Source organism: Nocardiopsis sp. NPDC006198 (genome assembly GCF_040613895.1).
Taxonomy (GTDB): domain Bacteria; phylum Actinomycetota; class Actinomycetes; order Streptosporangiales; family Streptosporangiaceae; genus Nocardiopsis; species Nocardiopsis tropica.
Window position 1 is genome coordinate 14,179 of sequence record NZ_JBEXSY010000049.1, and the last position, 22,600, is coordinate 36,778.

The 22,600-nt window shown below is 72.6% G+C and carries 16 protein-coding genes; 12 read left to right on the forward strand and 4 right to left on the reverse strand.

Annotated features, from left to right (window positions below; translation table 11 throughout):
- Window positions 1–98 precede the first annotated feature (98 nt).
- Window positions 99–1,706: a PucR family transcriptional regulator ligand-binding domain-containing protein gene (locus tag ABZ234_RS25545; RefSeq protein ID WP_355013728.1), complete on the forward strand. Its 1,608-nt coding sequence runs from the start codon at window positions 99–101 to the stop codon at window positions 1,704–1,706.
- 57 nt (window positions 1,707–1,763) lie between these two features.
- On the opposite strand, the gene gabT is transcribed toward ABZ234_RS25545, so the two are convergent.
- Window positions 1,764–3,101, reverse strand: a complete 1,338-nt coding sequence (gene gabT / locus ABZ234_RS25550) for a 4-aminobutyrate--2-oxoglutarate transaminase (protein WP_355013729.1) — start codon at window positions 3,099–3,101, stop codon at window positions 1,764–1,766.
- 188 nt (window positions 3,102–3,289) lie between these two features.
- Here gabT and ABZ234_RS25555 point away from each other — a divergent pair, with 188 nt between their 5' ends.
- From ABZ234_RS25555 to ABZ234_RS25600, 10 genes are all read left to right on the forward strand, one after another.
- Complete coding sequence (locus ABZ234_RS25555; protein ID WP_355013730.1) at window positions 3,290–4,744, forward strand: PucR family transcriptional regulator; 1,455 nt, start codon at window positions 3,290–3,292, stop codon at window positions 4,742–4,744.
- A gap of 199 nt (window positions 4,745–4,943) precedes the next feature.
- Window positions 4,944–8,009 (forward strand): DNA helicase, encoded by a 3,066-nt coding sequence (locus tag ABZ234_RS25560; protein ID WP_355013741.1) that lies wholly within the window; start codon window positions 4,944–4,946, stop codon window positions 8,007–8,009.
- A 100-nt stretch (window positions 8,010–8,109) separates the two neighbouring features.
- Entirely contained in the window at window positions 8,110–8,991 is an 882-nt protein-coding gene (locus tag ABZ234_RS25565) for a DNA-formamidopyrimidine glycosylase family protein (protein ID WP_355013731.1), read from the forward strand.
- A gap of 119 nt (window positions 8,992–9,110) precedes the next feature.
- The gene (locus ABZ234_RS25570) at window positions 9,111–10,130 is read left to right on the forward strand and encodes a LacI family DNA-binding transcriptional regulator (RefSeq protein WP_267948382.1); all 1,020 of its coding nucleotides are present in this window, start codon (window positions 9,111–9,113) and stop codon (window positions 10,128–10,130) included.
- Between the two features lie 280 nt (window positions 10,131–10,410).
- Window positions 10,411–12,117, forward strand: coding sequence for an ABC transporter substrate-binding protein (locus ABZ234_RS25575; protein WP_355013732.1), 1,707 nt, complete (start codon window positions 10,411–10,413; stop codon window positions 12,115–12,117).
- 183 nt (window positions 12,118–12,300) lie between these two features.
- Window positions 12,301–13,296: an ABC transporter permease gene (locus tag ABZ234_RS25580; RefSeq protein ID WP_355013733.1), complete on the forward strand. Its 996-nt coding sequence runs from the start codon at window positions 12,301–12,303 to the stop codon at window positions 13,294–13,296.
- Window positions 13,293–14,195 carry an ABC transporter permease gene (locus tag ABZ234_RS25585; protein WP_355013734.1) on the forward strand — a complete coding sequence of 301 codons (903 nt, stop codon included), beginning with the start codon at window positions 13,293–13,295 and terminating at the stop codon, window positions 14,193–14,195. Before ABZ234_RS25580 ends, ABZ234_RS25585 begins: the two co-directional genes overlap by 4 nt.
- A complete protein-coding gene (locus ABZ234_RS25590) occupies window positions 14,195–15,145 on the forward strand; it encodes an ABC transporter ATP-binding protein (protein WP_267948386.1) in 951 nt (316 codons plus the stop codon). Before ABZ234_RS25585 ends, ABZ234_RS25590 begins: the two co-directional genes overlap by 1 nt.
- Window positions 15,146–15,153: 8 nt before the next feature.
- On the forward strand, window positions 15,154–16,062 hold the full coding sequence (locus tag ABZ234_RS25595) for an ABC transporter ATP-binding protein (RefSeq protein WP_267948387.1): 909 nt from the start codon (window positions 15,154–15,156) through the stop codon (window positions 16,060–16,062).
- Window positions 16,063–16,748: 686 nt separating this feature from the next.
- Window positions 16,749–16,952, forward strand: a complete 204-nt coding sequence (locus ABZ234_RS25600; RefSeq protein WP_267948388.1) for a cold-shock protein — start codon at window positions 16,749–16,751, stop codon at window positions 16,950–16,952.
- Between the two features lie 153 nt (window positions 16,953–17,105).
- Here the strand turns inward: ABZ234_RS25600 and ABZ234_RS25605 are convergent, their stop codons facing one another.
- Entirely contained in the window at window positions 17,106–18,674 is a 1,569-nt protein-coding gene (locus ABZ234_RS25605) for a glycerol-3-phosphate dehydrogenase/oxidase (RefSeq protein ID WP_267948389.1), read from the reverse strand.
- A 442-nt stretch (window positions 18,675–19,116) separates the two neighbouring features.
- Between ABZ234_RS25605 and ABZ234_RS25610 the strand changes: the two genes are divergently transcribed.
- Window positions 19,117–19,959, forward strand: a complete 843-nt coding sequence (locus ABZ234_RS25610; RefSeq protein ID WP_267948390.1) for a helix-turn-helix transcriptional regulator — start codon at window positions 19,117–19,119, stop codon at window positions 19,957–19,959.
- A 125-nt stretch (window positions 19,960–20,084) separates the two neighbouring features.
- Here the strand turns inward: ABZ234_RS25610 and ABZ234_RS25615 are convergent, their stop codons facing one another.
- Together ABZ234_RS25615 and glpK are read right to left on the reverse strand one after the other, a co-directional pair.
- Window positions 20,085–20,834, reverse strand: coding sequence for an MIP/aquaporin family protein (locus ABZ234_RS25615; protein WP_267948391.1), 750 nt, complete (start codon window positions 20,832–20,834; stop codon window positions 20,085–20,087).
- A gap of 220 nt (window positions 20,835–21,054) precedes the next feature.
- On the reverse strand, window positions 21,055–22,551 hold the full coding sequence (glpK, locus tag ABZ234_RS25620; protein ID WP_344179714.1) for a glycerol kinase GlpK: 1,497 nt from the start codon (window positions 22,549–22,551) through the stop codon (window positions 21,055–21,057).
- Window positions 22,552–22,600 lie beyond the last annotated feature (49 nt).

Genomic DNA, 22,600 nt, shown 5'->3' on the forward strand with positions numbered 1-22,600 from the left:
CTCCGACCCGGGGACGCGGGCCCGCGGCGCGGACACCGTGTAAGGACGGGCGGCCCCACACCGACACCGCGTCCGAGGCGGTCTCCTAGAATGGGCCGGTGCTCCCCACCCTCGCCGAGGTCCTCCGGCTCCCCGCGCTGCGACGCGCCCGCCCCCGGGTCGTGGTCGGGGCCGAACTGCTCGACGACGTGGCCGTGCGCTGGGTCCACATCGCCGAGGTCACCGACCTCGCCCACCTGCTCCGGGGCGGAGAGCTGGTGCTCAGCACCGGCATCGCCCTGCCCGACGACCCCGAGGCCCTCCGCCGCTACATCGACGACCTCGCCGCCGTGGGCGTCAGCGGCATCGCGGTCGAGCTCGGGCGCAAGTACCACGCCGAGCTGCCCCCCGCCTTCCTCGACGCCGCCCGCGACGCCGGGGTGCCGGTCGTCCTGCTGGACCGCGAGGCCAGGTTCGTCGAGATCACCGAGGCCGTGCACATCCGCGTCGTGAACGAGCAGCTGGAGGAGCTGCGCGAGTCCGAGAAGCTGCACTCGGTGTTCACCCAGCTGTCGGTGGAGGGCGCCGACGCCGGCCGCATCCTGCACGAGGTGGCCCAGCTGTCCGGCTGCCCCGTGGTCCTGGAGAACCTCACCCACCAGGTGCTGGCCTGCGACCTCAACGGCGAGGACCCCGGCACCCTGCTCACCTCCTGGGAGAGCCGCTCGCGCGCCGTCCGCTCGGGTTCGCGCACCGTCCACGTGCCCGCCACCGGGTGGCTGGTCACCACGGTCGGGGCGCGCGGGCAGGACTGGGGGAGGCTGATCCTCGTCGCCGGGGCCGGCCCCACCCCGCGCCAGAGCATGCTCATCGAACGCGCCGCCACCACCCTGGCCCTGGGCCGGCTGCTCGAACGCCACGAGGAGAGCCTGGAGCGGCAGACGCACCGGACGATCATCGCCGGCATCATCGACCGCGCCTACTCCGACCCGGAGGAGGCGCTGGTCCGGGCCCGGGCCGTGGGCGTCCCGCTCAACGGACGCGAGCTCGTGGGGGTGGTGCTGCGCCTGCGCGAGAGCGGGACCGGCCTCGCCGCCCAGGCCCGGCTGTCCGACACGGCGGAGGGGGCCGCGCGCGCGTGCCGCGAACTGCGCCTGCCCGCCCTGGTCGGCTCGCTGGACGACCTGCGCGTGGGGATCCTGCTCGCGCTGCCCGGCAGGCAGCGGCTCGACCCGACCCTGTACATGCTCTCCGAACGGGTGCGGGGCGCGATCGGGGACGCGGCCGTGCTGGCCGTCGGCTCCTCCGTCGACGGCATCCGGGAGGTGCGGCGCTCCTTCCTGGAGGCGCGCCAGGTCGGGGACGTGGCCGTCCGCCAGAGCGACGACCGGCCCTTCTACCGGCTGCCCGACCTCCACCTGCGCGGCCTGCTCCACCTGTTCCGGGACGACGAGCGGCTGCAGACCTACGTCGAGCGCGAGCTGGGCCCCCTCCTGGACCACGACGCCCGGCACGGGAGCGACCTCACCGACATGCTCCGGCACTACCTCGGCGCCGGCCGCAACAAGGCGCTGGCGGCGAACCGCGCCCACCTGTCCCGCCCCGCGTTCTACGACCGGCTGCGGCGCATCTCCCACGTCCTCGAAGCGGACCTGGACTCGGCGGAGACCTGCGTGTCCCTGCACGTGGCGCTCCTGTCGCTGGACTCGGTGCGCGACGAGCGCTGAGGCCCCGGGAACGCGGCGGCGCCGGGCCCCGCGGGGCCCGGCACCGCCGGGGACCGGTCAGAGGCGGTCGAACGCCTCGGCCAGGATGTCCAGACCCTCGTGCAGGAGGTCGTCGCCGATGACCAGCGGCGGCAGCATGCGGATCACGTTGCCGTAGGTGCCCGCGCTCAGCAGGATCAGTCCCTGGGAGTGGCAGTGCGCCAGGACCTTGGCGAGCGCCTCGGGGGCGGGGGCCCTGTCCTCGCCCGCGACCAGCTCGATCGCGATCATCGCGCCGCGGCCGCGCACGTCGCCGATCACGTCGTGCCGGGAGGCCAGCTCGCGCAGGCGCCCCAGCATCAGCTCGCCGATCTCCCGGGCGCGCCCGACCAGGTCGTCGGACCCGATCGCGTCGAGTGCAGCCAGGGCCGCCGCGCACGCGGCGGGGTTGCCGCCGTAGGTGCCGCCGAGGCCCCCGCTGTGCACGGCGTCCATGAGCTCGGCGCGGCCGGTCACCGCGGCCAGCGGGAGGCCGCCCGCGATGCCCTTGGCCGTCGTGATCAGGTCCGGGACGACGCCCTCGTGGTCGCAGGCGAACATGTCGCCGGTGCGCGCGAAGCCGGTCTGCACCTCGTCCGCGACGAACACGATCCCGTTGGCGCGGCAGAACTCGGCCACCGCGGGCAGGAAGCCCGGCGCCGGCTCGATGAAACCGCCCTCGCCCTGGATCGGCTCGATCACCACGGCCGCGACGTTGCGGGCGCCGATCTGCTTGGTGATCTGGTCGACGACCATGGCGGCGGCCTCGGGGCCGCAGTTCTCCGGACCGGTCGGCCAGCGGTACGGGTAGGCCATGGGCATGCGGTGGATCTCGCCCGCGAACGGCCCGAAGCCCTGCTTGTAGGGCATGTTCTTCGCGGTCAGCCCCATGGTGAGGTTGGTGCGGCCGTGGTAGGCGTGGTCGAACACCACGACGGCCTGGCGGCCGGTCGCGCTGCGGGCGATCTTCACCGCGTTCTCGACGGCCTCGGCCCCGGAGTTGAGGAGGACGGACCGCTTCTCGTGGTCCCCCGGGGTGATCCGGTTGAGGGCCTCGCACACGTCCACGTACGCCTCGTACGGGTTCACCATGAAACAGGTGTGGGTGAACCGGGCGAGCTGCTCGGCGGCGCGCTCCACCACCCGGGGGTCGGCGTTGCCGACGTTGGTCACGGCGATGCCGGACCCGAAGTCGATGAGGGCGTTGCCGTCGACGTCCTCGACGATGCCGCCGCCCGCGCGCTCGACGTAGACGGGCAGGACGCTGCCGACGCCCTGGGCGACGGCCGAGCTGCGGCGCTCCTGGATGGCGCGGGACTTGGGGCCGGGGATCTCGGTGACGATCCGGCGGGACTGGACGACCTGGGTCGCTGCCATGCGGCTGCCTCCTTCTGCGGTGGGCACGGGGCGGAACGTATGTGGGCCGGCCGGGGGTGGGCTCCCCGACTCGCCTGACACTAGGACGACCGGGGCGGAGCGTGCATGGACACAGTGGATAATCGGTGGAGGGCCTTGCGCCACTGCGGCGGGGTTCGGACGACGGACACGTCTGGAGGGAGACAGGGATGCCCCCGACTCTGGGAGCCCTGCTGCGGACGCCGCACCTGCGGCTGAGCCTGCTCGCGGGACAGGAGAACCGGGACCGGCGCGTGGAGTGGGTCGCCGTCAGCGAGCTGGAGGACCCCACCCCCTACCTGGAGGGCGGCGAGCTCCTCCTCACCACCGGTGTGCGCTGGGCGGGCGGGGTCCCCGACCTGCGCGACTACACGCGGCGCCTGGCCGAGCGCGGGATCACCGCGCTGGGCTTCGCCGTCGGCGTGGTCCTGGAGGAGACCCCCGAACAGCTCCGCGGGGCCGCGGACGAGTACGGGCTCGCCCTGGTCGAGGTCGGCAGGGAGACCCCCTTCATCGCGGTCGGCAAGGAGGTCTCCCGCCTCCTGGCCAAGGAGGAGTACGAAGGCCTCAGCCGGGCCTTCGCCGCACAGCGGGGGCTCACCCGCGCCGCCCTCACGGGGGCTCCGGCGATCGTGGACCTCCTGGCCCGCGACCTCGGGGCCTGGGTGCTGCTGCTGTCCGCGGACGGCTCGGTCCGCCACGCCGCGCCCGCGTCGGCGGCCGGACGCGCGGCGGGCCTGGGGCCCGAGCTCGACCGGCTGCGGGACGCGGGCATGCGCGCGAGCGTGTCCCTGACCTCCGTCGGGGAGCAGGTGTCCGCCCAACCCCTGGCGACGGGCCGCCAGGTCCGCGGCTTCCTGGTCGTGGGCACCGGCGGCGTGCTGGGCCCCGACGAGCGCACCCTGGTCAACGCCGCGGTGTCGCTGCTCTCCCTGGAACTGGAGCGCACCGCGCACAGCCGTACCGCGCGGGTCCACGAGGGGGTGCTCGCCGCCCTGCTCACCGGCGCGCTGGACCCGCTCCACCCGGGGGCGGAGCGGCTGCGGGAGACGCTTCCGGCCCCTCCGGTCGTGGTGGCCGCCGCCGGAGGGGCAGGTCCGGCGCACCCCCCGGAGGGGGTCCTGGTCACCGAGATCGGCGGGAACGCGCTCCTGCTGGCGGGCTCGGAGATCGGCGAGGACGTGCTCCGGGAGGTCCTGGAGGGGCCGGTGGGGGTGAGCGAGCCGGCGGCCTACGGCGACCTCGCCCCGGCGCTCTCCCAGGCGGAGCGCGCGCTGGAGGCCGCCGCCGCGCGGGGCCCCGGGGAGCGGATCGTCCGTGCCGGCGACCTGCCCGGCGGGCTGCTCGGCCTGGCGGACAGCCCCGCCGGGGCGCGCATGGCCGGCGACCTGCTCGCGCCGCTCCTCCGGGAGCGGGCCGCCGCCGAGCTCCTCGCCTCGCTGCGCGCCTACCTCGCCGCGTCGGGCCGCTGGGACGCGGCCGCGGAGGCCCTCGGCGTCCACCGCCACACGCTCCGCTACCGGATGAACCGCATCCGCGAGCTGCTCCCCGGCGACCTGGACGACCCCGACCACCGCGCCGAGCTCTGGATCGCCCTCCGCCTCCGCGGCGTTCCCGGCCGGTAGGCCCGGCCCGACCGGCGCCGCGCACGGTGAAAATCGGGCGGGTTCCCGCGTTCCCGGGATCCGGGGTTGCTCCATCCTCCACAATGGACCCCGATAGCAGCGTGTAACCGCTTGGTCACACGGGCGGGGTGCGGGGGGCGACGTGAGGTCACTACGGGACGACGCGCAGGAGATCGACGAGGGGATCGGTCCGGGAAGGGTGACGGGGATCCCCGGCGCCGCCCCCGTCCAAGGACCGGCCGGCCGGACGGGGGTCGGCGCCGCCTCGCTCCGCTGGAAGCCGCCCATCGACCGCTCCGAGGTGCGCTCCCTCCTCGCCTATCTGCGCGCCTGCGTGCGCCGCGAGGCCGTGCACACCCACGCCGTCAGAGCCGACAGCCTCGACTCCGACACCTGCGCCTGCCTCCCGGAGGGACCCGAGATCCTGTTCAGCGGGGCGGGGGAGACCCTCCCGCCCCACCCGGAGGCCGCCAGGGTCCTGCGCCTGGGCCGGCGCCGGGGGCAGGCGCTGCGCTACGGGTACCCGCTCGTCGTCCTCCGCGAGGGCGGGAACCGGGTCGCGCTGCCCCTGCTGACCGTCGACGTGCGGGTCGTGGACGACATCGACGAGAGCCGCCGCGAACCGGACGTCCCCCTGGTCAGGGCCGTGGGGCCGCCCGACGTCAACACCGGCCTCCTGACACGCCTGGGCATCACCGACCCCGAGGACCTGTTCGAGCTCCGCGCGCGGCTGAGGTCCGGCGCCCCCGACCCCGCGCGCCGCCCCGCCGCGGTCGCCGACCTCGCCGCCAAGGTCCGGGGCCTCCTCACCCGCCTGGAGATCGAACGGGTCGACGACATCGACCCCCTCGCCACCCGGGGCGCCCCGCGCACCGTCGAGGGAGGGGCGCACAACGTCGCCGTGGTCTTCCTGGCCGGGCCCAGCGGGCAGGCCGAGGCCGAGGGAGCCGAACCCGGGACGGTCGAGGGCGTCCTCGCCGACCTCGATCCCTCCGACCGCGCCGGCCTCGACCCCGACGCCGTCACCGGGACCGCGCTGGAGCCCCTGCTCGGGCAGCCGTCCGCCGGGCGCGGGGCCGGGCCCGACCCCGCCGACGCCCCGGGGCGGCTCTTCAGGGGAGGGCGGGCCGCCGCCCGCCGCGCCGCCCGCGACACCGCGGAGGCGGACGGCGCGGACGACGCCACCGTCCCGGTCTCCGCCACCCCGCTCGACCAGGCCCAGTACGCGATCCTGCGCGCCGCCATGAGCGAGCAGATCACCGTGGCCGCCGCCCCGCCCGGGAGCGGCGCCCACGACCTGGTGGACGCCATCGTCCGCACCGCCGTCAGCAACGGCCAGCGCGTCCTGGTCTGCGGGAGGACGGAGACCGACATCGACGAGACCGCGGCCAGGGCCGACACCTCTCCCGCGCACCCCGTGGTGCGCGTCGGCGGACGCGGGCACCGCGCCGAAGAGGCCCGCATGCTCACCAGGCTCCTCGCCGAGCAGGCCGGCGGCCTGCCCGCCTCCGGCCCCGGCTCCGCCGGGGAGGACCCCGCCGCCCACTGGGCCGCCCTCGCCGAGGACTGGGCCCGGGTCCGCGGGGCCTGGAGGGACATGGACACCATGGCCTCCGGCGGGCACGCCCTCGCCCAGCTCGCGGAGGAGCGCGGACGCGGCATCGCCCGGGGCTGGGACCCCGACGCCCTCTTCACCCCCGAGCGCGGGGGCCCCGAGTACTGGCTGCACCGGACCGAGCGCGCCCGTGCGGGTGGTTTCGTCGGCTTCCAGCACCGCGGCGCCATCCGCCGCGAGCTGGGCGTCAGCACCGACCCCGACAACCTCGACCGCCTGGGAGCGGTCGCCCGGATGGAGAGCGAGTGGCGCTCCGCCGTCGACCGGCGCACCCGGTGCGCGCCCCTGGGAGAGCTCACCTCCGAGCTGGCCGACGCCCTCGCCCGGCACCGCAGGTCCAGCGCCGCCTGCCTGCGGTCCGTCTCCGGACCCCGCCTGCGGCGCGGCCGGGCGGCCGTCGAGAACCGGCTGGAGACCCTCGACTGGCACCACGGCAACGGGTGGCCCGGGGTCGCCAGCCTGTTGGACGCCCTGCCCGCGTGGACCTGCCGCACCGACCAGGTCAGGGCCCTGCCGCCGCAGGCGGGCCTGTTCGACCTGGTCGTCGTCCTCGGCGCGGAGCGCACCCGGGTCGCCGAGCTGCTGCCGGCGCTCTACAGGGCCGGCCGGGCCGTGGTGTTCGGGGACCCGGCGCACCCCGGGCCGACCACGGTCCTGGAGCCCGACGAGGAGCGCCGGGCCCTGGCCGCCGCGGGCCTGGCGCCCGACCAGCTGGACGCCCGCGGGCTGCGCCACGGTTCGGGTTCCGCGATGCGCGCCCTCCACCGGGCCGCACCGGCCATGCTGTGGCTGGACGAGCACGACGGCGCCCCGCCCCTGCTCGCCGGGGCCGCGTCCCGGCACTGCTACGGCGGAAGGATCGTGGTGCGCACCGACCCCGACCCGCGCTGCGGTCCGCCGTTCGAGTGGCGCGACGTCGCCGGATCCTGCGAGGCGGTGCCGGGCGCGTCCTTCGTCAACCGCGACGAGGCGTACCGCGTGGCGGTGGTGGTGGGGGAGGTCGACGACCGCCTGCCCCCGGGGCGGGTGGTCGCGGTGGTCGCGCCGACCCAGCCCCAGGTCGCCCTGATCCGCCGGCTGCTGAGCCGGCGCGCCCTGCTGCACGAGGTGAGGGTCGGAGGGCCGGAACTCCTGGACAGCGACCGTGCCGCCGCGGACGTCACCGTGCTCTCGCCGGTGCTCGCCGCCGGCGCGCCCGCGGCCGCCGAGCGCCGGGTCCGCGGTATGGGCCACCTGTGGTCCTCGGTGCTCACCCGGACCCGGCAGCGGCTCCTCGTGGTGGGCGACCGGGGGTACTGGTCGGGGGACGACGGCCCGCTGGGCGACCTGGACGCCATGGTCACGGGCACCTGCGTGGTCGGCGCGGACCCGGCCGCCACCGTGCTGGTGGAGGAGCTGCGGGCCGTCGGCACGGGGGTCGTGCTCCAGCAGACCGTCGAGGGGTGGACGGCCGACATGGTGGTCCGGTTCGGCTCGCGCCGCCTGCTGCTCCTGCTCGACCGCGAGCCCGACGGCAGGGCCCTGCGCCACCTGCTGGCCAGGGGAGAGGCGCTCAACCGGGCGACCGGGGACCCCGTGGTGGTGGTTCCGGCCTGGCGCTGCCTGGCCGACCCCGGCGCCCTCGTCGGGGAGATCCTCGCCGCCTGCTGACCGGCCCCGGGCGGCCTGCGCGCCGCACTACCCTGGGACGGAACGCCCGGAACGCGGAGGATCCGCGTGCCCGCCGGGCGGAGGGGAGAGGGGAACACCGGTGCCCGAGGGTCACACGCTGCACCGACTGGCGGCGCACTTCGAGAAGGCCTTCGGCGGCGGGACGGTACGCGCCACCAGCCCCCAGGGCCGCTTCGCGGAGGGCGCCGCGCGGGTGGACGGCCGCGTCCTCACGGAGAGCGAGGCCCACGGCAAGCACCTCTTCCTCGGGTTCGACTCGGGTGAGTGGCTGCGGGTGCACCTGGGCCTGTACGGGGCGTGGACCTTCGGCGACGCGGACGGCGAACGCCACCTCGGCGCGCCCCGCGCGCGGGGCGCCGGCCTCGCCCCCCTCGTCCGGGACGGGGACGGGCTGGTCGTGCCGCCGGCACCCGTCGGCGCGGTGCGCGCCCGGCTCGTCAACGCCTCCGGGTGGGCCGACCTGCGCGGACCCTCCGCCTGCGAGGTCGTCACGGAGGACGAGAAGCAGGCCGTCCAGGACCGGCTCGGCCCCGACCCCCTGCGCGACGACGCCGACCCCGAACGGGCCTGGCGGACGGTCAGCCGTTCCAGGACCAGCATCGCGGCGCTGCTCATGCGCCAGGACGTCATCGCGGGGATCGGCAACATCTACCGGGCCGAGTCGCTCTTCAGGGCGGGGATCGACCCGGCGACGCCGGGCCGCGAACTGACCGCCGGGCAGTGGGCGGCGCTGTGGGAGGACCTCGCCGGCCTGCTCCGCGACGGGGTGCGCGACGGCTACATCATCACCACCCGCCCCGAGGACCGGCCCGATCCCGACGCGCGTCCCGTGCCCAGGCCGGACACGCTGTACGTCTGCTACCGGACCGGCGAGCCGTGCCGCGTGTGCTCCTCGCCCGTCGCCGCGTCCGAGCTGGCCGGACGCACCCTCTACTGGTGCCCGGGGTGTCAGCGGGGCTGACCCGCTCCCGGCCCCGGCCGCCGAGGGGATCTGGACGCCGACAGGCCATGCAGTACACTCCCTAGCCGTCTGCTTAACCGGTTCAGTTTCTGTGATCAGGGGGGCGAATGGGGGGGTTGATGCGGCGTCCGACGATCGTGGACATCGCCAAGGCCGCCGGGGTGTCCAAGGGGGCGGTCTCGTACGCGCTCAACGGGCGGCCCGGGGTCTCCGAGGAGACCCGTCGGCGTATCCTGGCGATCGCCAGCGACATGGGCTGGGCCCCGAGCAGCCCCGCGCGGGCGCTCTCGCCGGGCGGCCGGATAGGGGCGATCGGCCTGGTGGTCGACCGCCCGGCGCACTCGCTGGGGCTCGAACCCTTCTTCATGCAGCTGGTCTCCGGCATCGAGACGGAACTGGCCTCCTCCAACAACGACCTGCTCCTCCAGGTCACCGAGGACATGGGCGCCGAGACCGCGGCCTACCGGCGCTGGTCGGCGGAGCGCCGGGTCGACGGCGTGATCATGGTCGACCTGCGGGTGGACGACCCCCGGATCGGCCTCGTGGAGGGCCTGCCGCTGCCCGCGGTCGTCCTGGGCGGCCCCGAGGGGGCGGGCTCGCTCCCGTGCCTCTACACCGACGACTCCGTGGCCATGCGCGAGGTCGTCCACTACCTGGCGGCGCTGGGGCACCGGCGCATCGTGCGGGTGGCGGGCCCGGAGGAGTTCGTGCACACCAGGGCGAGGACCGCGGCGTTCCTGGACGCGGCGGAGCAGGCGGGCCTGGCGGAGGCGTACTCGGTGCACGCCGACTACACCGGCGAGGCCGGCACGCGGACCACGCGCAGGCTGCTGGCACGGACGGACCGCCCGACCGCCCTGGTCTACGACAACGACCTCATGGCCGTGGCCGGCCTCGGCGTGGCGCGGGAGATGGGGGTCGGCGTGCCCTCCCAGCTGTCGATCGTGGCGTGGGACGACTCCGTCCTGTGCCGCCTGGTGCGGCCCTCGCTGACCGCGATCGCCCGCGACATCGTCTCCTACGGCCGCCTCGCGGCGGCCATGCTCGGCGACGCGATCGAGGGCAGGCCGGTGCGCAACCAGGAGACCTCGCGGGGCGAGCTGTACCCGCGGGCGAGCACGGGCCCCATGGGGGCGTGACGGTGCGACGCGGCCGACCGTCGCCCGAGAGCCGGTGAACGCCTGTGCGGAACCGGTTCAGTAGGGGTGAATTTACTGACGTACCCGCATCTTCGCTGTTACAAGCGAATAACAGCGAAGTGTCGGGGATTGACGGCCTTCCCGTGGGCGTGTTGTTGTTAACCTCACTTACCCGGTTCAGCAACGGTCCTGTGCTCCCTCTGCTGGGAGCGCTCCCAACCCTCCGGTTCCCGGAGGGGCGCCCCCCCACAGGCCGACCGGGTGACAAGGAGGAGTCCGGATGAGAAGTCTGCGGATTCCGGCGGCACTCGCGGCACTGGCCATCACGGCCACTGCGTGCTCGGGTGGCGGCGGGAACGAGGAGGGTTCCGGGGAGTACCCCCGGAGCGAGACGCTGTACACCACGGGTACGGCATGGGGTCCGCCGGTCAGCTGGAACCCGCTCATGAAGGGCCAGTACGCGCCCGGCACGATCGGCCTGGCCTACGAGACGCTCTTCCTGTACGACCCCAACGAGGGCGAGTACGTCCCCTGGCTCGCGGAGAGCGACGAGTGGACCGCGGAGAACGTCCACGAGATCACCCTCCGCGAGGGGATCACCTGGTCGGACGGCGAGCCCCTGGTCGCCGAGGACGTCGTCGCGACCCTGGAGCTGGGCCAGTTCGGCTCCGTCTCCTACAGCAACATCTGGAACTTCATCGAGAGCGCCGAGGCCACCGACGAGCGCACGGTGACCGTCACCTTCTCGGAGAACCGCCCCCAGGAGTGGATGAACTGGGTCTACCTCAACCCCGTCCTCCCCGCCCACATCTGGGGCGACATGGAGGAGACGGCGCTCACGGACAGCGCCAACGAGGACATCGTCGCCACAGGCCCCTACGTCTACGAGTCGCACACCGACGACCGGATGGTCTGGGAGCGCAACGACGAGTGGTGGGGCACCGAGGCGCTCGACCTGGAGATGCAGCCCCGCTACATCGTGGACATCGTCAACGCCTCCAACGAGGTGACGATGAACATGATCAACCAGGGGGACATCGACCTCTCGAACAACTTCCTCCCGGGGATCGACCAGGTCCTCAACAGCAACCCCAACGTCACCAGCTTCTACGACGGTCCGCCGTACATGAAGAGCGCGAACACCGCGTGGCTGGTCCCCAACGTCACGCGCGCGCCGCTCGACGACACGGCCTTCCGCCAGGCGCTGGCCCACTCCATCGACATGGAGCAGATCATCTCCGGCCCCTACACGGACCTGGTCCAGGCGGCCAGCCCGACGGGCCTGCTGCCCGAGTGGGACGAGTACATCGACCAGGAGCTGGTCGAGCAGGAGGGCTTCAGCTTCGACGCCGATGAGGCCGTCGCGATCCTCGAGGACGCCGGCTACATGGACGAGGACGGCGACGGCTACGTCGAGACGCCCGACGGCGAGCCCATCGCCCTCACCCTGGAGGTCCCCTCCGGCTGGACCGACTGGATGGAGGCGGCCCGCCTGATCGCCCAGCAGGCCCAGGCGGTCGGCATCAACATCGAGGCCCAGTTCCCCGAAGAGGACCTGCTGGTCGAGAACCGGAACTCCGGCAACTTCGATCTGGTGATCAACAACGAGCGCCAGATGAGCAACACGCCGTGGACCTACTACGACTACCTCTTCCAGCTGCCCGTCAACGAGCAGCAGACCACCGTCAACTTCGGCCGTTACGAGAACGAGGAGGTGTGGCAGCTCGTCGAGCAGCTGGCCGCCGTCCCCGCCGACGACGTGGAGGGCGCGGCCGCGATCACCTCGCAGATCCAGGAGATCCAGCTGGCCGAGCTCCCGGCCATCCCGCTCTGGTACAACGGCCTCTGGTCGCAGGCCACGAACGAGACCTGGACCAACTGGCCCAGCGAGCAGGAGGGCGCTCCGCAGAGCGCCGCGACGCTCTGGAACGGCTGGCTCGAGATGGGCGCCATCTACACCCTCGCGGAGATCGAACCGGTCGGCTAGGGGTCACGCGGACACTCTCCTCCGCGTACCCGTCGACCCCTCCCACCCCGGCCGGAGCACGGCGTACGCGCCCGGCCGGGGAGCCCCCGAGGGGCACGGGGCGGACCCCTCCCCCTTCCCGGGTCCGCCGCCGTGCCCCTCCGGGGACCCTCGCCTGTCCGCCGCCATCACCTGGAGGAACGTGTGTGGCGCTACATCGGCCGTAAGCTCTTCGTCTACCTGCTTACGTTCGTCATCGCGGTCACCATCAACTGGATGATCCCGCGCTTCATGCCGGGCGACCCCGTCCGCAGCATGCTCGCGCGAGCCTCGGTCGGCAACCCCGAGGCGCTCGAGCGCATGACCACCTACTACAACGAGGTCTTCGGCCTCGACACGCCGCTGTACCAGCAGTACTTCAGCTTCTGGGGCGGGCTGTTCCGGGGCGACCTGGGCGTCAGCGTGATGCTCTACCCCGAACCCGTCACCGACGTCATCATGCGCTCGGTGCCCTACACCCTGGCCGTGCTGCTCCCCGCGATCCTGCTCAGCTGGATCGTCGGCAACCGCTTCGGGGCCTTCGCCGCCCGGAGCAAGATCCTCGACAACACCATCCTGCCGCTCGGGTACGTCCTGACCGCCACGCCCTACATGTGGCTGGCCCTGCTGCTCGCCTGGAGCCTGGGCGTCGTCGCCGGGGTCTTCCCCGTCTCGGGCGGGTACAGCTTCTCCCTCCGGCCCGAGTTCACCTGGCTGTTCATCTCCGACCTGATCAGCCACTGGTTCCTGCCGTTCCTGTCCATGTTCGTCGTGGCGCTGGGCGGCTGGGCGATCGGCATGCGGAACATGATCATCTACGAGCTGGAGGCGGACTACTCGAACTACCTCCAGGCCCTCGGCGCGCCGCGCAGGCTGGTCCGCAAGTACGCCTTCCGCAACGCGATGCTGCCCCAGATCACCGGGCTCGCGGTGCAGCTGGGCACGATCATCGCCGGATCGCTGCTCACCGAGATCGTGTTCAACTACCCCGGCCTCGGCACCCTCATCATCCAGTCGCTGAACAGCCGGGACTTCTTCCTGCTCCAGGGGATCTTCCTGTTCGTGGTCGTCGGGGTGCTGATCGCCAACTTCATCATCGACATCGTGTACGTCCTGGTTGACCCGCGCACCCGGGTCCAGATGACGGGAGGCTCGTCATGACCAACGTCGCCGGGGCGCCCGGAGCCCAGTCCGCAGCCGAACCCGCGGCTCCGCGCAAGGGCTCCGAGACACTGCACTACGCCCGCCGCAACCCCAAGCTGCTCATCGGCCTGGGCATCGTCCTCGCGTTCCTCCTGCTCGGCCTCATCGGCCCCCTCTTCGTCGACCACGGGCCCAACGAGTACGTCGGCCCCCAGAGCCAGCCCCCCAGCGGCGAGTTCTGGCTGGGCACCACCTCCTTCGGCCAGGACATCTGGGCGCAGTTCGTGTTCGGGGTCCGCACCACGTTCCTCATCGGCGTGTTCGGCGGCGGCGTCGCGTTCGTCATCGGCACGGCGGTCGGCTTCATCGCCGGCTACAAGGGCGGGATCGTCGACGAGATCCTCAACATGCTCACGAACGTGGTCCTGGTCCTGCCCGCGATGGTCGTGCTGATCGTCGCGATCGCCTACCTGGACGCGCGAGGCGTGTTCGTGCAGGGCCTCTTCATCGGCCTCACCTCCTGGCCGTGGGCCGCGCGCGCGGTCCGCTCGCAGGCGCTCTCGCTGGCCACCCGCGACTACGTGGACCTGGCCCGCCTCAGCGGCCGGCGCACGGGGAAGATCATCACCACCGAGATCGCCCCGAACATGAGCTCCTACCTGGTGATGTCCTTCATCCTGCTGTTCGGCGGCGCCATCCTCATCGCCGCGGGCCTCGACTTCATCGGGCTCGGCCCCTCGGACGGGGTGTCCCTCGGCCTGATGCTGGAGAGCGCCGTCGCGTGGAGCGCCCTGCAGTTCGGGATGTGGTGGTGGTTCGTTCCGCCGGGCCTCGGCATCACGGTGATCGTGAGCTCGCTGTACATCCTCAACGTCGGGTTGGACGAAGTCTTCAACCCCAAGCTGCGGGAGCTGTAATGACCCTGCGCGTCAACGACCTGAAGGTCTACTACCAGACCCTGCGCGGGGACGTCCACGCCCTCGACGGAGTCACGTTCGACCTCGCCGACGGCGAGATCATGGGCCTGGCGGGGGAGTCCGGCTGCGGCAAGACCACCCTCGGCAAGAGCCTGATCCGGCTGGACTCGCGGATGCGCCACGTCGGCGGCACCATCGACCTGGACGGCAAGGACGTGCCGATCGCGGACGACGACGCGATGGTGCCCCTCCGCTACCACGAGATCTCGCTCATCCCGCAGTACGCGATGAGCGCGCTCAACCCCACCCGCAAGATCGGGCGGATGATCAACGAGCTGCTGCGCTCGCGCGGCGTCCGTCCGGCCGACATCTCCCAGGAGCTCACCCGGCGCCTGGAGCTCGTCGGACTCGACGCGGACGTGCTGAACCGGTTCCCGATCGAGCTGTCGGGCGGCATGAAGCAGCGCGTCGTCATGGTGATGGCCACGCTGCTCAACCCGTCGCTGCTCATCGCCGACGAGGTCACCTCCGCGCTGGACGTGTCCACGCAGCGGTCGGTCGCCGAGTCGCTCGTGGAGTTCCGCGACCGCGAGTACGTCAAGAGCATGGTGTTCGTGACCCACGACATCTCGCTCGTGTACCAGATGGCCGACACGATCATGGTGATGTACGCGGGCCGCATCGCGGAGAAGGCCCCCGCGAAGACCATCATCAACGCGCCGCGCCACCCCTACACCCAGATGCTCATCTCGGCTCTCCCCGAGGTCGGCTCGACCATGGAGCAGGGGCGCCTGGAGGGCATCCCCGGGACGCCGCCCGGCCTGCTGAACCCGCCGACCGGCTGCCGGTTCAAGGACCGCTGCCCGATGGCCTTCTCCAAGTGCTCCGAACAGCCGCCGCTGCTGGAGATCGAACCCGGCCACTGGGCCGCCTGCTGGAAGACGGGGTGAGGTAGACCGTGCTGGAACTCAGCCATGTGCACAAGGTGTACCGGGTCGGCGCGTTCGGCGGCGGCCGCCTGCGCGCGGTGCGCGACGTCAGCCTGACGGTGGAGCCCGGCGAGGTCGTCTCGCTCATCGGTGAGAGCGGCAGCGGCAAGAGCACCCTCGGCAAGATGGTGCTCGGCCTGAGCAGGCCGACCGGCGGCACGATCACGTTCGACGGCACCGACATCACCACCATCCGGGGCCACGCCGCGCGCAAGGAGTACTACCGCAGGGTGCAGGGGGTCTTCCAGGACCCGTTCAGCTGCTTCAACCCGATCTTCAAGGCCGACCGCGTCTTCGAGATGATCCGGACCTCCTACTTCCCGGGGGTCTCGGACGCGGACTGGCGGGACCGGGTCCTGGCCGCGCTGGCCACGGTCCGGCTGGACCCGGGCAACGTCCTGGGCAAGTACCCCCACCAGCTCAGCGGCGGCCAGTTGCAGCGGGTGCTGATCGCGCGGGCGCTGCTCCTGGACATCAAGCTGCTGGTGGCCGACGAGATCATCAGCATGCTGGACGCGTCCACGCGCATCGACGTGCTCAACCTGCTCAGCGACCTCAAGGAGCGCGGGCTCGGCATCCTGTTCGTGACCCACGACCTGTCGCTCGGCAACTACGTCAGCGACAAGTCGGTGATCCTGCGCAAGGGCGCCGTCGCGGAGATGGGTCCCACGCTCAGGGTGTTCGAGAACCCCCTCCACCCCTACAGCCGCCACCTCCTCTCGTGCGTGCCGCAGCTGCACCGCACCTGGGCGGAGGTCGACGCGGAGCTGGCGGCGAACCCGCCGGAGGACGTCGTCCTCCCGGTGGCGGCGGACGAGGAGTCCGCTCCGCTGCTCGAGGTGGAGGAGGGGCACTTCGTCGGGATCGACCAGGGGTAGCCCGTGCGCGCCGCCACGCCGCCCCGGACCGTGCGTGGCCGGGGCGGCGCACGTGGTGGGGGCGGTCGGGCACGCGCGCCGCTCCCACCGGAGCCGCGGGGTTCTTCGGCCGCCGTCGCCGACTCCGTCGGCCGAAAACGGAATTCACCTACGAAACCAGTGGGGATCGTTCTCCTACGCGCACATACGCGCCCATACGTGCGCGACCGCGAAGTCGTCGGCGCGCGCAGACCCCCGCATCGTCTCCCCCCGGGGCGTTCTCCGGGGGTCCCCGGGCGCGTGCTGTGCCTTCCGGAAGGCCGCACGGAGGGGCTCCGCGCCGAGGGGCGGCGGCGGGCCGGTGCGGGGAGCGCCCGGAAGCCCCTCCGCGCTGAAGTGCGGGAACGACATCGCGGTGACGGGTTCGCGAACAGGCCGTGACGCGCCCGTGACCACGGGGTCCGCCGCGCGCGGTTCCCTCCCCGCCCGCCGGTATTCCTGATGGGGCCGTGCGAGTTGCCACACCGAAAACCTTCGCGAGCCGGCCGGGCTGTGGTAAGTTCGGTGAAGATTGTTAGTCGTTGAATTTCGCAGTTGGTGTCTTGCCCGCGGAGTTTGTGACCGGCGGGCGGTTTCTCTTGGAGTCGGCTCGCGGCAATTCTCGGACGTGAGTATGCGTTCGTGTACACCGAGCTGAAGGAGAGAACATGGCTCAGGGAACTGTGAAGTGGTTCAACGGCGAGAAGGGCTTCGGCTTCATCTCCCCCGACGACGGTGGCCCCGACGCCTTCGTTCACTACAGCGCCATCCAGGGTAGCGGCTTCCGCAACCTGGAGGAGAACCAGCGCGTGGAGTTCGAGATCGTCGCCGGCACCCGCGGCCCGCAGGCCGAGAACGTCGTCGCGCTCTAAGACGTAGAACGTCGTAGGACGCCCCGGAAGGCACCGCCTTCCGGGGCGTTCGCGTGTCCGGGGCCCGGTCGGGACGGCCGTCCCGTGCCCCCTCACGGGACCGGCCGCCGCCCCCGTGAGGGGACGGCGGCCGACGGGGCGTCGCGAGGCGGGTCAGTCCGCGAGCAGCGCCTCCGTGCGCTCGCGCACCTCCGGGGTGTCCAGGCCGCGCACGGTCACCGTGGTGCGTCGGCGCAGCACGTCGTCGACGGTCACAGCCCACTCGCGGTCCCGCGCGAAGACCACCTGCGCCCAGATGTCGGGCCCGTCGGGGTGGATGCGCTCGCCCAGTTCCGGGAGGTCCCGGACCAGGACCGCGATGTCCATCGCCAGGCTTCCGTAGTGCGACGCCAGGTGGCGTGCGACCAGCGGGTCGAGGCGGGCGCCCGGCTCGCGGTCGATGATGAGCCGCTGGGTCACCGCGTCCGGGCTGGCCAGCCCGGGGAGCGGCACGGTGCGCAGCGGGTCGACCATGTCCTCGCCCAGGGGCACCGCCGAGACCTTGCGCAGCTCCTCCAGGACGGTGCGGCCGATGTGCCGGTACGTCGTCCACTTGCCGCCCGCCACCGACAGCATCCCGCCGCGCCCCTGGCTCACCACGGTCTCCCTCTTGGCCGCACTGGTGCCGCCGGGGCCTCCCGGCAGCACCCGCAGGCCGGCGAAGGAGTACGTCACCTGGGAGGCGTCCAGGTAGGGGGCGTCGATGCCCACCGCGGCCTCGCCCAGGATCTGCTCGACGTCGGAGGGGACCACCCCCACCTCGGCCGGGTCGCCGGTGTACTCCTCGTCGGTGGTGCCGAGCAGCAGCCTCCCCTCCCACGGGATGGCGAACGAGACCCGGTACCGGTCCACGGGGATGGTCAGCGCCGCGCGCCACGGCTCGGGCGTGCGCAGGACCAGGTGGGCGCCCTTGGACAGGCGCACGCTGGGCCCGGCCGCCGGGTCCTCCATCCGCCGCAGGCCGTCCACCCACGGCCCGGTGGCGTTGAGGACCAGGCGGGCGTCGATCCCGAACTCGTGGCCCCCGACGCGGTCGCGCAGGTCGGCGCCGGTGACCCTGCCCCGTGTGGTGCGCAGGCCCACCACCTCGGCGTGGTTGAGCACCACCGCGCCGGCGTCGGCGGCGGCGCGCACGGTCATGACGGCCATGCGGCTGTCGTTCATCTGGTGGTCGCTGTAGGCGGCCACCGAGCGCAGGCCCTCGGTGCGCAGTCCGGGCGCGAGGCGCTTGGCCTGGGCGGGGGAGAGCAGGCGGCCCATCCCGTCGCCGAACGCGGACAGGGCCGAGTACAGGAAGACCCCGGCGCCCATCTTCGCGGCGCCGTGGGGCCCGCCCGAGTAGACGGGGACCAGGAACGGCATGTGGTTGACCAGGTGCGGGGCCACGTCGGAGGCGAGGGAGCGGCGCTCCCGGTGGTTCTCCGCGACCAGGCGCACGTTGCCGGTCTGGAGGTAGCGCAGTCCGCCGTGCACCAGTTTGGAGGAGGCGCTGGAGGTGGCCCCGGCGAAGTCGCCGGAGTCGACCATGGCCACCCGGAGCCCGGCCTGGGTGGCGGTCCACGCGGCGGACGTGCCGAGGATGCCGCCGCCGACGACGAGGAGGTCGAAGGTTCCCCGGGAGAGTTCGTCCCGGGTGCGGGAGCGGGCGGAGGAGGTGTCGTTCTGGCGGGCGCTGGTGGTCATGGGCTGGTGCTCCGTCCGTTCGGAGGGATGGCGGGGACTCCGCAAGCGCCTGAACGGGCTCAGACCCTTCAGACGTGTGTCGCCTGCATAATACGACAATGCCGAACGGCGGCACGATCTGAGGTCATCCGTCCGGGGTGTCGTCGGCCCCGCACCGGTCCTGACGGGGGCGTCGTACTGCCGGTGTGACCAGAGACGACTGCGTGAACCCGCTTCGTGATCGATGTGCGGCATTGTCGAATACTTTGCGACCGTTCGCGTGCGCGCCCCGCCGGACCGCGGTCGCGCCCTGGCCCGGACGGGTGTGATGCCGGCGGGCGGGGCTCCGGGACCGGGCCCGCGGGGCCCGGTGCGGGATTCCGGGGCCGGGCGCGGTTTCGGGCCCCGGGATCCCCGGATTGCCCCACCGGAGGGACATCCCGAGTCCTACGATTGGGGCATCATGGCGACCAGGTACTCACCCACGATCCGGCGCCGCCGCCTCTCCGCCGAACTCCGGCGGCTGCGGCTGGCCGCGAGGAAGACCAGCGAAGAGGCCGCCGCCGCCTCGGGCCTGTCCAAGTCCACCTACTCCAACATCGAGTCCGGCGTGAAGAAGCGCCCCAGACTCAGCGAGGTCCGAGCCGTCCTGGACGCCTTCGGGGTCGGGCCCGGCCAGGAGTACGACGAGATCCTCAACCTGTGCCGCCAGGCCCTCGAACGGGGCTGGTGGAGCCGCTACCGGGACGTCCTCGCCGCGCGCTACGTCGGCTTCGAGACCGAGGCGAGCTCCATCACCACCTGGCAGCCGATCGTCGTGCCGGGCCTTCTCCAGGTGCCCGAGTACATGCGGGTGACGGCCCTGGCCGGGATGGCCAACCCCCAGGACATCCGCAGGGTGACGGACGCCAAGATGACCCGCCAGCGCATCCTGGACGACGAGGACCCGCCGGAGCTGTACGCGGTCTTCGACGAGGGGGCGCTGCTGAGGCTCCGGGACTTCCCCGACGCCAAGCGGGCCCAGGTGGCGCACATCGTGGAGATGGCGGAGCGCCCCCACGTCACCGTCCAGATGACCCTGGCGGCCAAGCTCAACCCCGGCGCCGGCGGCCCCTTCGTGATCATGGAGTTCCCCGAGCCCATCGACCCGATGGTCGTCTACCTGGAGACCGACACCGACGGCATCTACCTGGAGGAGCCCGACGAGGTGGTGCGCTACCAGAACATCCTCAACCACCTCCGACTGGTCGCCCTCCGCCCGGGGGAGACCCTCGACTACCTCCGTGAGGTCCACCTCGGGGCCTAGGCGGTCGGGCCCGCGTGCCGAGCACCGGCTCCCGTCCTCCGGGGCGGTGGGGCGGCCGGGTGGACGCGGACGGGGGCGCCCGGCGCGAACGCCGGGCGCCCCCGTTCCACCGCGGGCCGGGGCGGTCAGACCCCGAACCCGGTCAGCTTCCAGATCCACGCGCCGATCACACCGCCCACGAGCGGGCCGACGACCGGGATCCAGGAGTAGCCCCAGTCCGATCCGCCCTTGCCCGGGATCGGCAGCAGCGCGTGCGCCAGGCGCGGACCCAGGTCGCGGGCGGGGTTGATGGCGTAGCCCGTCGGCCCGCCCAGGGACAGGCCGATCGCGAGCACGAGCAGGCCGATCATCAGCGGCGCGATGCCGTTGGTGAACAGGCCGCCCAGGTCCACGTCCCCCTCGGAGACGAAGCCCGAGTTCGCGCCGATCCCGAGCACGCCCAGGAGCAGCATCGCGGTGCCGATGATCTCGGTGACGAGGTTGGCGACCGGGTTGCGCACGCCGGGGGAGGTGCTGAACACGCCCAGCTTGGCCTCCGGGTCGTCGGTCACCTTCCAGTGCGCGAAGTAGGCCAGGTAGACCAGGACGGCGCCGGTGAACGCGCCGCCCAGCTGGGCCAGCATGTAGCCGGGCACCTGGGCCCAGGCGAACTCGCCGATGCTGGCCAGGCCGAGGGTCACCGCGGGGTTGATGTGCGCGCCGCTCGTGGAACCGACGACGTAGACGGCCATCGCGACCGCCATGCCCCAGCCGAACGTGACCACGATCCAGCCCCCGTTGAGGGCCTTCGATCGGGCGAGGGAGACTCCGGCGACGACACCGCCGCCGAGCAGGATGAGGATCGCCGTTCCGACGAACTCTGCCAGGTACACCATGGAGGACCTCCGCCCCGGTGAGGGGCAGCCGGGTCACGGGAGGTCAGGTGTGCTCGCGGGGCGCGACCGCACGCCGGACGCGGGCATAATCAGACACACCCGTCACAGGATGGAGATGGGACGGGGGCGCGGTCGCGCCCCCTGTACCGCCTCCCAGGGGAGCAGGTGGCAGCCGTGGCGCCCCTGGGCGGCGGTCGTTCGGTCGGGGCCCTGCCCCGGCCTACGCTTCCTCGTGCTCGACCCAGTCCAGGGTGCGTCGCACGGCCTTGTTCCAGTTGTGGTACTCGCGCTCGCGGACGGCGGGCTCCATCTCCGGGTTCCACTCGGCCGCCTTGTGCCAGTTGGCGCGCAGCGTCTCCACGTCGGGCCAGTAGCCCACCGCCAGCCCCGCGGCGTAGGCGGCGCCGAGACAGGTGGTCTCGGCGACCATCGGCCGTACGACCTCGGCGTCCAGGACGTCGGACAGGATCTGCATGAGCAGGTTGTCGGCGGTCATGCCGCCGTCCACCTTGAGCGTCGTCAGGTCGATCCGCGAGTCGGCGTTCATCGCGTCGACGACCTCGCGGGTCTGCCACGCGGTGGCCTCCAGGACGGCGCGCGCGATGTGGCCCTTGGTGACGTACCCGGTCAGGCCCGCCATCACGCCCCGGGCGTCGCTGCGCCAGTGCGGGGCGAACAGGCCGGAGAACGCCGGCACGATGTAGCAGCCGCCGTTGTCGTCCACGGTGCGGGCCAGCGTCTCGATCTCCGGAGCGGTCGAGATCAGGCCGAGGTTGTCGCGCAGCCACTGCACCAGCGACCCCGTGACCGCGATCGAGCCCTCCAGGGCGTACACGGCCGGTTCGTCGCCGAGCTTGTAGCCGAGCGTGGTGAGCAGGCCGTTCTGTGAGGTCACCGGCTCGGTGCCGGTGTTCATGACCAGGAACGTGCCGGTGCCGTAGGTGCCCTTCACGTCGCCCGGGTCGAAGCAGGTCTGGCCGAACAGGGCGGCGTGCTGGTCGCCGAGAGCGGACGCGACGGGGGTGCCCTCCAGGTAGCCGCGGGCCTCGCCGTAGACCTCCGAGGACGAGCGGATCTCCGGCAGCACGGCCGCCGGGATGCCCAGTGCGTCGAGGATCTCGGGGTCCCACTCCAGGGTGGCCAGGTTCATGAGCATGGTGCGGCTCGCGTTGGTCACGTCGGTGACGTGGCGGCCGGTCAGGTTCCAGATGATCCAGGTGTCCATGGTGCCGAACAGGACCTCGCCCCGTTCGGCCCGTTCGCGGAGCCCGTCCACGTTGTCGAGCAGCCAGCGCAGCTTGGGGCCGGAGAAGTAGGTGGCCAGCGGAAGGCCGGACCGCTCGCGGAACCGGTCCTGGCCGCCGTCCGCGGCCAGTGCGCGGATCAGGTCGTCGGTGCGGGTGTCCTGCCAGACGATGGCGTTGTGGACGGGCTTGCCGGTCTCACGGTCCCACACCACGGTGGTCTCGCGCTGGTTGGTGATGCCGACGGCGGCGACCTGGTCGGGCGTGATGTCGCTCTTCTCCAGGGCCTCCTGGACGACCACCTCGACGTTGGTCCAGATCTCCTCGGCGTCGTGCTCGACCCACCCCGGTTGGGGGAAGATCTGCCTGTGCTCGCGTTGGTCGACGGAGACGATGCGTCCGTCCCGGTCGAAGAGGATGCAGCGGCTCGACGTGGTGCCCTGGTCGATCGCGGCGACGTACTGCTGACTCATCGGTTGCTCGCCTTCAAGGTGGAGGGCTCGGGATGGGGGCCGGACACAC

Coding starts and splice junctions, on each gene's coding strand:
- gabT (WP_355013729.1), bottom strand. CDS start 3,101: ATGGCAGCGACCCAGGTCGTCCAGTCCCGCCGGATCGTCACCGAGATC.
- ABZ234_RS25555 (WP_355013730.1), top strand. CDS start 3,290: ATGCCCCCGACTCTGGGAGCCCTGCTGCGGACGCCGCACCTGCGGCTG.
- ABZ234_RS25570 (WP_267948382.1), top strand. CDS start 9,111: ATGCGGCGTCCGACGATCGTGGACATCGCCAAGGCCGCCGGGGTGTCC.
- ABZ234_RS25575 (WP_355013732.1), top strand. CDS start 10,411: ATGAGAAGTCTGCGGATTCCGGCGGCACTCGCGGCACTGGCCATCACG.
- ABZ234_RS25585 (WP_355013734.1), top strand. CDS start 13,293: ATGACCAACGTCGCCGGGGCGCCCGGAGCCCAGTCCGCAGCCGAACCC.
- ABZ234_RS25590 (WP_267948386.1), top strand. CDS start 14,195: ATGACCCTGCGCGTCAACGACCTGAAGGTCTACTACCAGACCCTGCGC.
- ABZ234_RS25600 (WP_267948388.1), top strand. CDS start 16,749: ATGGCTCAGGGAACTGTGAAGTGGTTCAACGGCGAGAAGGGCTTCGGC.
- ABZ234_RS25605 (WP_267948389.1), bottom strand. CDS start 18,674: ATGACCACCAGCGCCCGCCAGAACGACACCTCCTCCGCCCGCTCCCGC.
- ABZ234_RS25610 (WP_267948390.1), top strand. CDS start 19,117: ATGGCGACCAGGTACTCACCCACGATCCGGCGCCGCCGCCTCTCCGCC.
- ABZ234_RS25615 (WP_267948391.1), bottom strand. CDS start 20,834: ATGGTGTACCTGGCAGAGTTCGTCGGAACGGCGATCCTCATCCTGCTC.
- glpK (WP_344179714.1), bottom strand. CDS start 22,551: ATGAGTCAGCAGTACGTCGCCGCGATCGACCAGGGCACCACGTCGAGC.